At 53.9% G+C, this 11,965-nt stretch carries 12 protein-coding genes; 3 read left to right on the plus strand and 9 right to left on the minus strand.

Annotated features, from left to right (window positions below; all coding sequences use genetic code 11):
- Window positions 1-56: 56 nt before the first annotated feature.
- Window positions 57-395, minus strand: a complete 339-nt coding sequence (locus KW829_RS07190; RefSeq protein WP_010428876.1) for a hypothetical protein — start codon at window positions 393-395, stop codon at window positions 57-59.
- Window positions 396-786: 391 nt separating this feature from the next.
- Between KW829_RS07190 and dinG the strand changes: the two genes are divergently transcribed.
- Window positions 787-2,964, plus strand: a complete 2,178-nt coding sequence (dinG, locus tag KW829_RS07195) for an ATP-dependent DNA helicase DinG (RefSeq protein WP_218307913.1) — start codon at window positions 787-789, stop codon at window positions 2,962-2,964.
- Here the strand turns inward: dinG and KW829_RS07200 are convergent.
- Genes KW829_RS07200 through KW829_RS07220 form a run of 5 tightly spaced genes read right to left on the minus strand, consistent with a single transcriptional unit; the run spans window position 2,951 to window position 8,306 of the window.
- Complete coding sequence (locus tag KW829_RS07200; protein WP_218307914.1) at window positions 2,951-3,451, minus strand: fimbrial protein; 501 nt, start codon at window positions 3,449-3,451, stop codon at window positions 2,951-2,953. The two genes, dinG and KW829_RS07200, sit on opposite strands and share 14 nt — an antisense overlap.
- 10 nt (window positions 3,452-3,461) lie before the next feature.
- Window positions 3,462-4,472, minus strand: a complete 1,011-nt coding sequence (locus KW829_RS07205) for a fimbrial protein (protein ID WP_218307915.1) — start codon at window positions 4,470-4,472, stop codon at window positions 3,462-3,464.
- The gene (locus KW829_RS07210; protein WP_218307916.1) at window positions 4,469-7,012 is read right to left on the minus strand and encodes a fimbria/pilus outer membrane usher protein; all 2,544 of its coding nucleotides are present in this window, start codon (window positions 7,010-7,012) and stop codon (window positions 4,469-4,471) included. The genes KW829_RS07205 and KW829_RS07210 overlap by 4 nt, the downstream gene beginning before the upstream one ends.
- Before the next feature lie 26 nt (window positions 7,013-7,038).
- On the minus strand, window positions 7,039-7,713 hold the full coding sequence (locus KW829_RS07215; RefSeq protein WP_218307917.1) for a molecular chaperone: 675 nt from the start codon (window positions 7,711-7,713) through the stop codon (window positions 7,039-7,041).
- Between the two features lie 59 nt (window positions 7,714-7,772).
- Window positions 7,773-8,306, minus strand: a complete 534-nt coding sequence (locus KW829_RS07220; RefSeq protein WP_218307918.1) for a fimbrial protein — start codon at window positions 8,304-8,306, stop codon at window positions 7,773-7,775.
- 220 nt (window positions 8,307-8,526) lie between these two features.
- On the opposite strand from KW829_RS07220, the gene ybiB reads away from it, so the two are divergent.
- Window positions 8,527-9,489 carry a DNA-binding protein YbiB gene (ybiB, locus tag KW829_RS07225; RefSeq protein WP_089598964.1) on the plus strand — a complete coding sequence of 321 codons (963 nt, stop codon included), beginning with the start codon at window positions 8,527-8,529 and terminating at the stop codon, window positions 9,487-9,489.
- Between the two features lie 114 nt (window positions 9,490-9,603).
- Here the strand turns inward: ybiB and ybiJ are convergent, their stop codons facing one another.
- From ybiJ to mcbA, 3 genes are all read right to left on the minus strand, one after another.
- Window positions 9,604-9,864 (minus strand): DUF1471 family protein YbiJ, encoded by a 261-nt coding sequence (gene ybiJ / locus KW829_RS07230; RefSeq protein WP_029485014.1) that lies wholly within the window; start codon window positions 9,862-9,864, stop codon window positions 9,604-9,606.
- A 285-nt stretch (window positions 9,865-10,149) separates the two neighbouring features.
- Complete coding sequence (locus KW829_RS07235) at window positions 10,150-10,416, minus strand: DksA/TraR family C4-type zinc finger protein (RefSeq protein ID WP_010428900.1); 267 nt, start codon at window positions 10,414-10,416, stop codon at window positions 10,150-10,152.
- 126 nt (window positions 10,417-10,542) lie between these two features.
- Window positions 10,543-10,806 (minus strand): DUF1471 family periplasmic protein McbA, encoded by a 264-nt coding sequence (gene mcbA / locus KW829_RS07240; protein ID WP_010428903.1) that lies wholly within the window; start codon window positions 10,804-10,806, stop codon window positions 10,543-10,545.
- Between the two features lie 243 nt (window positions 10,807-11,049).
- On the opposite strand from mcbA, the gene rlmF reads away from it, so the two are divergent.
- The gene (gene rlmF, locus KW829_RS07245) at window positions 11,050-11,961 is read left to right on the plus strand and encodes a 23S rRNA (adenine(1618)-N(6))-methyltransferase RlmF (protein WP_089598965.1); all 912 of its coding nucleotides are present in this window, start codon (window positions 11,050-11,052) and stop codon (window positions 11,959-11,961) included.
- Window positions 11,962-11,965: the final 4 nt, after the last annotated feature.

Raw genomic sequence — 11,965 nt, forward strand, 5'->3', positions numbered from 1 at the left:
CGGACAAGTGCTGGTATTACCACCTCTAACCACCTCGGTCCAAACTCGGGCCACATTTACCAGCCTCGCATTTCACCGATAGATTGGATGTTCGGCATGGTCTGCATCCTCTCGACGGATTTCGAACATTCGTAAGAGATTACTGGCCTCATTGGCTGGTCATCGGCATTCAGCCACTCAGAGGTGAGAACGGCAGGCTGACCGTCATCGTACGTATACAGGTTGTATAAGCCATAAGTTCCGCCCATTTCGGGGTAGGCAACGAATCGAGTCTTGATAACGGGCGAGCCCATCATTTCTATACGTTCAATTTTTATGTGATCCATCTTTGACGGACCGCCCTTAGTCGGGATGTTATCGATAAAGATCTCCCCTTTTTTATCGAAGACAGTCACCTTCAACTTCTCGCACTTCAGCTCAATCGAGATCTTTCGCTGCGTTCCCTGCTACCGGCACCAGCAGCGCTAATACCATTACTGCGCTTGAAAACCTCATTCCTATTCCTTTCATCACTGTGTCAATTTGCTCCAGCGTATGCCCACAACTGGTATGGAAGTTCAAACAAGATCATGTTTACGACCTGTCGCTGTCACTTTCAGACAATGACCAGGCAATTTTTAACCAAATTAAGGAGTCAGCTCATGAAAGTTCCAGAAAAGTATCGTGTTAAATCCGGCCCTCTCAGCACCACTGTAGAAGATGGAAATAAGCCGGGCTTTTCTTTTTGCGGCAGCGAAGAGAAAGTGTCACAATAGTGGCTGTTTATACAGTGTTTCAGGTTTTCCAATGGCTTTAACCGCTGCGCTCAAGGCGCAAATTGGCGCATGGTATAAGGCGCTACAACAGCAGATCCCCGACTTTATCCCCCGAGCTCCGCAGCGGCAGATGATTGCTGACGTGGCCAAAACGCTCGCCGGGGACGACGGGCGACATCTGGCGATTGAAGCCCCAACCGGCGTCGGGAAAACCCTCTCGTATCTCATTCCCGGCATCGCGATTGCGCGGGAAGAGGACAAAACGCTGGTGGTCAGCACCGCCAACGTGGCGCTGCAGGATCAGATCTTCAGCAAAGATTTACCGCTACTGCGCAAAATCATCCCCGACCTGCGGTTTACGGCGGCCTTTGGGCGCGGGCGTTACGTGTGCCCGCGTAACCTGGCGGGGCTGGCCAGCAGCGAGGCGACGCAGCAGGATCTGCTGGCCTTCCTCGACGACGATCTCACGCCGAACAATAAAGCCGAGCAGGAACTCTGCGCCACGCTCAAGATCGATCTTGACGGCTATAAGTGGGATGGCCTGCGCGATCATACTGATAAGGCCATCAGCGACGATTTATGGCGCAGGCTCAGCACCGACAAAGCGAGCTGCCTGAACCGCAACTGCCACTACTACCGCGAGTGCCCGTTCTTCGTCGCCCGGCGTGAAATTCAGGAGGCGGAAGTGGTGGTGGCTAACCACGCGCTGGTGATGGCCGCGCTGGAGAGCGAAGCGGTGCTGCCGGAGCCCAAAAACCTGCTGCTGGTGCTCGATGAAGGCCACCATCTGCCGGATGTGGCGCGGGACGCGCTGGAGATGAGCGCCGAAATTACCGCCCCCTGGTTCCGTCTTCAGCTCGATCTCTTCTGCAAGCTGATTGCCACCTGCATGGAGCAATTTCGTCCGAAAACCACGCCGCCGCTGGCGGTGCCGGAGCGGCTGAGCGACCACTGTGAAGAGGTCTACAGCCTGATTGCCTCGCTCAACAACATTTTGAATCTTTATCTTCCGCAAACGCAGGAAGCCGAACACCGCTTTGCGATGGGTGAGCTACCTGAAGAGGTGATGGAGATTTGCCAGCAGTTGGCGAAGCATCTGGAAAAACTGCGCGGGCTGGCGGAGATGTTTCTGAACGATCTTAGCGAGAAAACCGGCACTCACGACGTGGTGCGGCTGCACCGCATTCTGCTGCAGATGAACCGTGCGCTGGGGATGTTTGAAGCGCAGAGCAAGCTCTGGCGGCTGGCCTCGATGGCGCAGGCGTCCGGCGCGCCGGTCACCAAATGGGCCACTCGCGAAGAGCGGGACGGGCAGGTGCATCTCTTTTTCCACTGCGTGGGCATCCGCGTGGCCGATCAGCTGGAAAAGCTGATCTGGCGCAGCGTGCCGCACGTAGTGGTCACCTCTGCCACGCTGCGCTCCCTGAACAGCTTTTCTCGTTTGCAGGAGATGAGCGGGCTAAAAGAGAAAGCGAGCGACCGTTTTGTGGCGCTGGACTCGCCGTTTAACCACTGCGAGCAGGGCAAGCTGGTGATCCCGCGGATGAAGTATGAGCCGCTGATGGAAAACGAAGAGCAGCACATTGCGGAAATGGCGGCCTACTTCCGCGAACAGGTCGAGAGCAGAAAATACCCCGGCATGCTGGTGCTGTTTGCCAGCGGGCGGGCGATGCAGCGCTTCCTGGAACACGTCACCGATCTGCGTTTACTCCTGCTGGTGCAGGGCGATCAGCCGCGCTACCGGCTGGTGGAAACGCACCGCAAGCGCATTGATAACGGCGAGCGCAGCGTGCTGGTGGGGTTGCAGTCGTTTGCCGAAGGTCTGGATCTGAAGGGCGACTACCTGACGCAGGTGCATATCCATAAAATCGCCTTTCCGCCCATCGACAGCCCTGTGGTGATCACCGAGGGCGAGTGGCTAAAGAGCCTCAACCGCTATCCGTTCGAGGTGCAAAGCCTGCCTGCGGCGTCGTTTAACCTGATCCAGCAGGTCGGGCGTCTGATCCGTAGCCACGGCTGCTGGGGCGAGATTGTGATTTATGACAAGCGTTTGCTGACGAAGAACTACGGTCAGCGGCTGCTGAATGCGTTACCGGTGTTCCCGATTGAACAGCCCGAGGTGCCGGAAGTGAAAAAACGCCCGGCAAAACTGACCGCCGGGCGTAAAAAAAGCATCCATGCTAAGGGGCGCGGTCCTACTGGTAAGTAAAGGTGGCCTGCACAACGCTGCTGAACGTGCCGGCCGTCACGGGGATGGCGGTAGCGTAATAGCGTGCGGCCATGGGGAAGTCCGCGGTGTGGGTGTTGGCATCAATTATCACGCTGAATCGGGCTTCAGGGGCAAGCACGATATAATCCAGGCGATCGGCCAGCTCCAGTGCCACCCCTTTAGCGGTGCCACTATTGGCAAATTTAAAGGGGTGTTCCGTATCGCGCGGGCCGTCAACGGAGATGGTGGTCACCGTCAGCGTGGGCGGACAGTTCGTGAGCTTTAAGTCGAAATTTTTCCACGGGCCGGTATCGCCGATATCCTTGAAATCACTGGCGACGGCCTGCCCCAGATCCACCACCATATTCTGGCTGGCGCTGTCTACCTGGCAGGTGGTGTCGTAAATATTCCCTTCGATATTGAGCGTAACGTCGGTCGCGCCCGCAGAGAGGCTCACCAGCGCGAGTAAAAAGGGTAACTTATTCATCATCGCTCCGTTACTGGTATTCCATATCGATGGTGGCAATCGTGTTGGCTTTGCCGGCCGTGACGATGTTGTCCGTCTGGTAATACCGTACGGCAAAATTAATCGCGTCAGGGACGTTAGGTTCGGTTGTTCCGCCGATAGGGATAGGGTAGTTGTATTTTAGATCGACGCCGTCAAGCAGCATCCCTACGCCGACGCCCGTGGCGCTGTCGCTGCCTGGCGTCAGGTTAAGAACATCATCAAACTGGCTGTTAACGCCATTGGCGCTGGTCACCGATGCCGTGAGGTTGACCGCTTCCGTACAGATGGCGGTGAGACTGAAATTCTTCCAGGCCGTATAGCTGCCCACGTGGGTAAATTGCGAAACCGGGAAATCGCCGAGTGTGACCGTCAGATTCAGCGGGTCAATGGAGCAGGTGGCTGTTCTTTCCGCAACCGTGGCGGAATAACGGCTGTTATTTCGATCGCCAGAAATACCGACAGACTGAAAAACACCAAATCCAAAGGGATCTTGCGCACTTGAAATAGTTCCGCTCCCGATGTGTGTCGCCGTTTTGATTAACCGTTCGGTATAGCTGAAAGAAAACGTCTGTCCGCCGTCGCTGCTGACTGTCCCCATGGGCGTCGCGGTGGTGTCGCATGAATAACCTTTTCCGCGAACGATCTGCCCGCTACTGTTCAGAAGTTGAATCCCTACGCCGTCCACATCAGTGGAGTAAACGCCCGGCATGCCTGAAACTTCCGTTCCCGTTCCGTAGTAACAGGAAATAATGGTGTGACTGGAAATCGTTCCGGAACAGCTTCCGTTGATGGTATGTGTCTTTGCCGAGCCTGGGATGACGCCGCCGATATCAAGGGTCGTGGGTACGGAAAGCGTGCCGGCATCAAGGGTATAGGGCAGATCGGTGCTATCACAGGTTGTCGCTGCATGAGCATGCGGTATCAGGCACGCGCTTGTAAGGAACACAATCAGCGCAAAGGCATATTTAAACATGTTCATTTTTTCCTCGGAAAGGGTCATACGCACTGCGCCGTGATGTTAAGCACTGCACCATCGTCTTTTGCTGGCAGGTGGTAGGCTGCGGTGCAGTGGCTGTCGGCGGTTTTCCCCCAGCTGACGTCAATCGTCCCTTTTTCGTGCATGCCGGTCAGATAAACCTGCCCACCGTCACCCACGATAAACTCGCCGTCCTGATGGGCCTGAGATGCCGTCGCACCAAACGGGATCGCACGTCCATCGGCGCGTTTCAGGGTCATTAATACCCGGCTGCCAACGTGCGTTTCGTAATGGGCGCGCACGATGGCGCCGCGCGTTGGCGTCACGGTTATGGCTGCCCGATCGACGTCCGCATTTCCCGGCAGCGTCTCCGTGTTGAGCGCAAGGGTGTTATGACGGTACGGCGACACGTAAGGCACAATGGCATAGCCGCGGAAGTCAGTATTCACGCCGGTCTGATTGCTGATGTTCGTGTCGTCCGCACCCGGCGCTTCGACCAGCGCGGCCGTCTCGCCCATCGGCTGACCCAGCGTGACGCCGTGGGCATGGGCGATCATGCTCCCCTGAAGGCCGACGTTGAGCTGCTGCTGCTGGTTATCCTGCGAATAGCCCGCGTTCACTTCACCGTAGGTACCTTTGTAATCGGCATTCAGGCTGGTGCTGTCGCCGCTGCTCTGACTGTGGCCCTGCTGAACGCCCCAGCTGAGGTTATTGCCAGCAAGCGCGGTGCCGTTCAGGCCCACGCTTTGGGTGGTATCGTGTTTCGTGCTGTTCAGGTTGTAGTTCACCCAGGTGTTGCTGAGCCAACGATCGAGCGGTACAGAGACGTTGAAGGCGATGGTCTGCTCGCTGGTTTTTTCGTTGTCGTCGTCGCTGCCGTCACGGGTGTTTTTATCCAGCCCGTAGCTCAGGCCGTAGCTGATGCCGTGCCACGAGTTGTTGTAACCCAGGTTCATTGAGGTCATTCCCTGGTTTGAGTTCCAGTAGTTCTCTTTGACCAGACTTAAGGTCAGCGAACCAAATGAACCACCCAGAGACTGATCGACAGTGGCCTCTTCGCGGCTGCGTCGGGTGTCCGGCGTTTGCCAGTCGTCATTGCGGGTATGGGAATCCAGGGTGTCCTGCAGGGTGTAAAATCCCTTGCTGTTATAGCGATAGCCAGCCATGGAAAAATGGGTGCCGGTGGTGGCAAAATCTTTGCTGTAGCGGATGCGCCAGGAGCGGCCGTGAGTCGGATCCTGGTCCTGCATCTCCGATTTCGCGTCGGTAAGGTCCACCGAAAACGCGCCGAAATCCCCGATGTTCTTACCGAACCCCAGCGCCAGGGCATCGTAGTACTGGCTGGCCTGCACGCCGCCGTAGGCCGTAAAGCCGTAAGGCAACCCGTAGATTGCCGTACCCTGCATGAAAGGCGTTTTTTCGACGTCGCTGTCGTAGCTGCGATAGCGACCTGCGGTGAGGCTGTATTTAAAGCGGCCTTCACGCTGCAATACCGGCACCGACGCGTAGGGCACCACGAAATGTTGTTCGCTGCCGTCCGTCTCTTTTACGGTGACGTTCAAATCGCCGCTGCCGCCGGTGGGGTAGAGATCGTTAATCTCAAACGCGCCGGGAGCAACATAGTTCTGATAAATGACGTAACCGTTCTGGCGGACGATGACCTGGGCGTTACTGTGCGCTGTTCCGCGGATCACCGGTGCAAAGCCTTTCATGCTGTCCGGGAGCATGTCGTCGTCCGACGCGATCTGCGCCCCGGTGTATGAGATGCTGTCGAATACATCGGAGGGGGACGAGCTTTGTCCGAGTTTGACGTTGCTGCCAAGGGCGATGATATCGCGCTGGGCATAGGTGTAGACCGACGAAAACTCACTTTCTGCATCACTGTCACCGCTGGTTTTGCTCCAGGTGGAGTAGTTACGCAAGCGCCACGCCCCAAGGTTAAGACCCGGGCGCAGGTTAAGAAACTCGCTGCGCTGGTCGGTACCGTTTTCGCCCTTACCGTGGTTGTCCCCGGCGGTGAAACTGTAATTCAGCAGCAGGGCATTTATCCCTTCGTCGTACTCCTGCGGGTCGACGTAATCGCGCGGCACCTGGGTGATGGCGGTCTGAGGAATGCTTAACAGCAACTGCTGCGGATTAACGTGAAACGTGGCGCTGGCGGAAGGGATAACGCCCAGGTCAATGCACTGGGCCTTTTCATCCTGCACGAATTTATCAATGTTAACGCCGAAGCTTTTTAGCTGGGCCGCGCTCAGGCACGGTTGCAGGATCGATTTTCCGCTGGCATCTTTTTTCAGCGTAAACGTAATTTCTTTGCTTGCCACTTTATTATTGTTCACGAAGACGTCGACGTGATATTTACCCGGCGCCTGGCCGGGGCCGATCTCATAAATACTGAGATCCGTCTTCTCCTGACTGGGGTTGTCGATATCCAACAGTGCCGGGTTGAAATAATCTTCGGCCAGAACTTTTTGCACGCAAACGCCCAGCAGGGTACATCCCAGTGCAATAAGCATTGAGCGTCCATGTTGTTTGGGCGGTTTGGTGGTGTATTCCCAGCTCATAATTATTTCCAGCTATCCCTGGATGATTATTTAATTTGCGCGGTATATGACTGGCTGATGCCGCCGTAGTCATTAATGATTTTCCAGCTTACCGAGTGCGCGGTGATATTTCCCGGCGTGGTGAAATGCGTTTCACTTTTAGGAGCGGCATAGGTGGCTTTGTCTACTTTTTTACCGTCCAGCTTTATTTCCTGGAAGTTCATATAAAACGGTGTGGGGTTTTCGACAATAAGCTGGTTACCCTGCGCGTGCCAGGATAATTGTGTGGTAACATCTTCCGGTTTCCCGGTAATACTCGTCGGGCGATAGATGAGCTTAATTCGGGTTTTAATCGCGATCTGCAGTGTGTTGGTGTTTTCATTGCGCGCGGAAGAGGGAATAGATTTAATATTCAACCAGAACAGGGATTCACGATCGCCAGGTAAATTCCCCCCGGTTCTGATGATGCGCAGAACGTTGTCCTGCTTCGCATCAAGGCGGAACAGAGGTGGTGTAATCAGGAACGGTGCTTTTTCGCGTGCTTTATCCTCCGTTTCGACCCATGACTGAACCAGATAATCGAGATTGTCCGGATTTTCGATCCCAATGGAGGATTCTTTTTTATTTTCCGGGTAAACCACGCGCGTGCCGCCGATGGTAATACCCGCATGAGCGACAGAAGCGATGAATAAAAAGGAGGAGGCCAGAAGATATTTTCGCATAGTGAAACCATAATAAAAATAACAGATATTAACTACCGGGGTAGCTAATATCTGTTTTATTAGTTGTAAACAATGGTGAAGGTTGATGCGGCATTCGCCAGTCCGGCAGAAATAGTCTGTCCGGTCTGAATATAGCGTGCACCAAACTGCAGATCGTTCGTTGTTGTCCCTGAAGTGAGGGTATATGCGGCGGAAGCCGTATATAAACTCAGTGGGTTTTCTGTTTTATCCAGCAACTGAATACCCACACCCGATGCAGCACCGGTACCGGACGTCACAGCAAGGATATCCTTATTGCCACTATCCGGCGTCCCACCGAACGTCACTGAAGCGCTGGTAACGGTTTCGGGACAATCTTTAAGCTGAATACTAAAACGGGTTGTCGACGTCGTCGAACCACTCCCGGTAAATGCAGATTTAGCCACCTTACCTAATGAAACATCAAGTGGGTTACTTAAACCATTTACGACCGTGCATGCAGAGTCAATAATTTCACCTGTGAAATTAATTTGCCCTTCACCACTGGATGCGAATGCAGAAACCGAAGCACACGCCATCCCGGCAGCGATGCCCGCAATAATAAATTTTTTCATTTTAATCCTCTGAATGAAAGTGTGACACTTCTGACATTAATCATCACGTGGCTGATTAATTCGGTGTGCACTATCGCTGAGAATTATTTTTCGCTCAATTTATCTTCAGACCACTTTTATCCTCAAAGCATTTTCGCAGGCTTGCGGGAGAGGAAAATGATTACCCAGCAGGCATTTATCAGGGCTATAGTAACTGCAAAGAGTCGCAAGGAGAGATGTTGTGGATTATCGCAAAATTATCAAAGAGGTAGGGCGAGGGAAAAATCACGCCCGTGACCTGGATCAGGAAACGGCCCGTGCCCTGTACACCCATATGCTCAACGGTGATGTTCCCGAGCTGGAGATGGGCGGTATCCTGATTGCCCTGCGTATTAAGGGCGAAGGCGAAGCCGAAATGCGCGGTTTCTATGATGCGATGCAGTCGCAAACGCTGCGCTTAACGCCGCCCGTCGCTAAACCGATGCCGATTGTTATTCCCAGCTATAACGGCGCGCGTAAGCAGGCTAACCTCACGCCGCTGCTGGCGATTTTGCTGCATAAGCTTGGATTCCCGGTCGTGGTGCACGGCGTGAGTGAAGATCCCACTCGGGTGCTGACGGAAACGATCTTTGAACTGCTGGGGATTGAGCCAACGCTGCACGCCGGGCAGGCACAGGCGAAGCTGGACGGGCATCAGCCAGTCTATATTCCGGTACGCGCGCTCTGCCCGCCGCTGGAAAAACAGCTTGAAATGCGCTGGCGTATGGGGGTGCGTAACAGTGCTCACACGCTGGCGAAACTGGCCACGCCGTTTAATGAAGACGCGGCCCTGCGTCTTTCCAGCGTGTCGCACCCGGAATACGTGACGCGTGTTGGCAAGTTCTTTGAGGACATTGGCGGACGGGCGTTATTGATGCACGGAACGGAAGGAGAGGTGTATGCCAACCCACTGCGCTGCCCGCAAATCATGTTGATTGATTCTGCTGGTTCGCGTGCAGTGCTTGAACGAGGGGAAGAGAACAGGGATGTGGCCCTGCCACAGGCAAAAGATCCGCACACCACCGCGCACTGGATCGTTGAGTGTCTGGCGGGCAATGCCCCCGTTCCGCACTCCATCAGGTTGCAAATGGCCTGCTGTTTACTGGCTACGGGCGAGGTAGAAACCGTCGAAGCCGGGCTGCAGCGCGTGGCGCAGTCGTTTTAAGCAAAAAAAAAGCCCGTCCAGTGGCGGACGGGCAAACAAAGGGTAACAACAGGGTCAATGAGGGTGGAGCATCTCACCGGAGGGTACGGTGAGGGTGGAGCATAATTCGTTCGATTATTTGTAGATAACCGCAGTGCCGCTCAGTTTGTTATTGCCGTTAGCGGAGGTGATGGTGTATCCGCTTGCGCCTGCAGCAGCAGCTTTCTCAGCCAGTTTGGCTTCAAGACCGTCCAGCGTGGTCGCGCCTTCAGCACTTACCACACCCACTTTATTCATGTTCTGTGCCTGAGTAGAAGACACTGGCTCTACAGCGAAAGCGCCGAAAGACAGAGCAGACAGGGCAACAGCAGCTACAGCATATTTGATGGTTTTCATAATTAATCTCTCGCAGGTTATTCTGATAAAGGGACGATGTTCCGTCGATGTGATAAGTATCACGGTTTTTCTTAAGAGATAAAATCGAAGAGAATTGACGTGGTCAATCAAAAAAATTGAATGACAAATAAGTTATTGAATATTAATAAATTCAGAAGGGCGCTTTACAGTTCTTATCGATGCGCTTTACAGAGAGAAGATGAAGGGCACATTTTGCTACGCGACGTACGAAAATTCGTGAGCGTAAACGTATTCGCTTGCTCCGTTGACTTAGGTAAAGGAAAGTCAACGTAACTGGCTATCTTTCGATCCTCTGCGATTATATCCCGAATGTGAAGTGTTTTTTGAATCTTTCTCCTGCTGGCAGGTGATGCATAACCTTACCCCAGGGATGGCTTTTTGCCGCGCCTCGGGAATGGGGTCGCCACACTCCTCACATTCCTGCAGGCTTTCACCGCGCGGTAATTCACCGCGAGCACGGGCTACAGCATCTTCAATCGTACTGTTGATCTGTTCGTTTACTGCGTCGTCATTTGCCCAACCGGAAGCCATGGCGTTCTCCTGTTTGGTTTTATAAAACACATAACGCTAATGTGGGGTTAAAAATCGTACGGTCAAGACGGGAATAAAGAAACTGCATCTGTTGGGGCAGATGCAGTCGGGAGGAAGGTCGAACGGTTATTTGTAGATGGTTGCTGTGCCATACATGTGGTTATCGCCGCCAGCGGAATTCACCACGAAACCTTTGGCACCTTCCTGACGTGCTTTTTCAGCCAGCTTATCCTGGAGATCGTCAAGGTTACTCGCGCGACTGACGGAGACGGTACCGGCAGCACGCAGCTGGCTGGTGTCTGTGCTTTCATTCAGTGACTGAACGGACCAGGCAGAGAAAGATGCGGCTGCCAGTGCGCCCGCGACAACAAGGGTCATATATCTTTTCATAATCACATCCTCAGGGGGAAACAACAGGTGATTCCCTTTAAGTTTAGAAGCCTGACGAGTGTGATTTAGCGCAAAAATTTGATGATGATCTGCTTATTTTTTGAACGATGTAAATTGACAATTTGCTGACAGATCATAGACATAAAGGTGACTGATTTCCGGTGTGTTTTTGCGTTGGGCAGACAGTTATTTACCGTTGGGTCCGCAAAGGGTATCTTACGCCGCTGTTGAAAGGAGAATGCCATGACTGCCCAAAAGCCGGGATTGCACCCGCGTAACCGCCATAACAGCCGCTATGACATGAAAGCGCTGTGCCTGAGCTGCCCTCAGTTGCAGGACTTTATTGTACAGACGCCAGCGGGTGAACCCTCGGTCAACTTTGCCGATCCTCTGGCGGTCAAAACGCTGAACAAAGCGCTGCTGGCCCATTTTTATGGCGTGACGCACTGGGATATTCCCGAAGGCTTTCTTTGCCCACCCGTGCCTGGCCGCGCAGATTACGTCCATCACCTCGCCGATCTTCTTGCGGAAGGGAATGATGGCGTCGTTCCACAGCAGGCGACAATCCTGGATATTGGCACCGGGGCAAACCTGATTTACCCGCTCATTGGCGCGCATGAATATCAATGGCGTTTTACCGGCAGTGAAATTGGCACTGAGGCATTCGCCAGTGCGCAGGCGATTATTAACGCGAATCCAGGTTTAACCCGGGCGATCCGTTTACGTCGTCAGAAAGATGACAAATCCATCTTCAACGGCATTATTCATAAGAACGAACAGTACGATGCCACGATGTGTAATCCGCCGTTCCATGATTCTGCTGCCACAGCACGCGCAGGCAGCGAGCGTAAGCGCCGTAACCTGGGGCAGGCGGAAGATGCCGCACTGAACTTTGGCGGCCAGCAGCAGGAGCTCTGGTGTGAAGGGGGTGAAGTTGCGTTTATCCTGCGCATGATTGCAGAAAGTAAACAGTTCGGCCGTCAGGTGAAGTGGTTTACCTCGCTGGTGTCGCGCGGCGATAACCTGCCGCCGCTCTACCGCGCCTTGACCGAAGCCGGTGCGGTGAAAGTGGTGAAGAAAGAGATGTCGCAAGGCCAGAAACAGAGCCGCTTTATTGCCTGGACGTTTATGGACAATAACAAACGTCGCAAATAGTACC

It is taken from the genome of Enterobacter sp. ENT02, assembly GCF_019219165.1.
GTDB classification, from domain to species: Bacteria; Pseudomonadota; Gammaproteobacteria; order Enterobacterales; family Enterobacteriaceae; genus Enterobacter; species Enterobacter mori.

Excerpts from the sequence above, each read along its gene's own strand:
- KW829_RS07210 (WP_218307916.1), bottom strand. The coding sequence starts at position 7,012 with ATGAGCTGGGAATACACCACCAAACCGCCCAAACAACATGGACGCTCA.
- KW829_RS07205 (WP_218307915.1), bottom strand. The coding sequence starts at position 4,472 with ATGACCCTTTCCGAGGAAAAAATGAACATGTTTAAATATGCCTTTGCG.
- KW829_RS07220 (WP_218307918.1), bottom strand. The coding sequence starts at position 8,306 with ATGAAAAAATTTATTATTGCGGGCATCGCTGCCGGGATGGCGTGTGCT.
- dinG (WP_218307913.1), top strand. The coding sequence starts at position 787 with ATGGCTTTAACCGCTGCGCTCAAGGCGCAAATTGGCGCATGGTATAAG.
- KW829_RS07215 (WP_218307917.1), bottom strand. The coding sequence starts at position 7,713 with ATGCGAAAATATCTTCTGGCCTCCTCCTTTTTATTCATCGCTTCTGTC.
- KW829_RS07235 (WP_010428900.1), bottom strand. The coding sequence starts at position 10,416 with ATGGCTTCCGGTTGGGCAAATGACGACGCAGTAAACGAACAGATCAAC.
- rlmF (WP_089598965.1), top strand. The coding sequence starts at position 11,050 with ATGACTGCCCAAAAGCCGGGATTGCACCCGCGTAACCGCCATAACAGC.
- KW829_RS07200 (WP_218307914.1), bottom strand. The coding sequence starts at position 3,451 with ATGAATAAGTTACCCTTTTTACTCGCGCTGGTGAGCCTCTCTGCGGGC.
- mcbA (WP_010428903.1), bottom strand. The coding sequence starts at position 10,806 with ATGAAAAGATATATGACCCTTGTTGTCGCGGGCGCACTGGCAGCCGCA.
- ybiJ (WP_029485014.1), bottom strand. The coding sequence starts at position 9,864 with ATGAAAACCATCAAATATGCTGTAGCTGCTGTTGCCCTGTCTGCTCTG.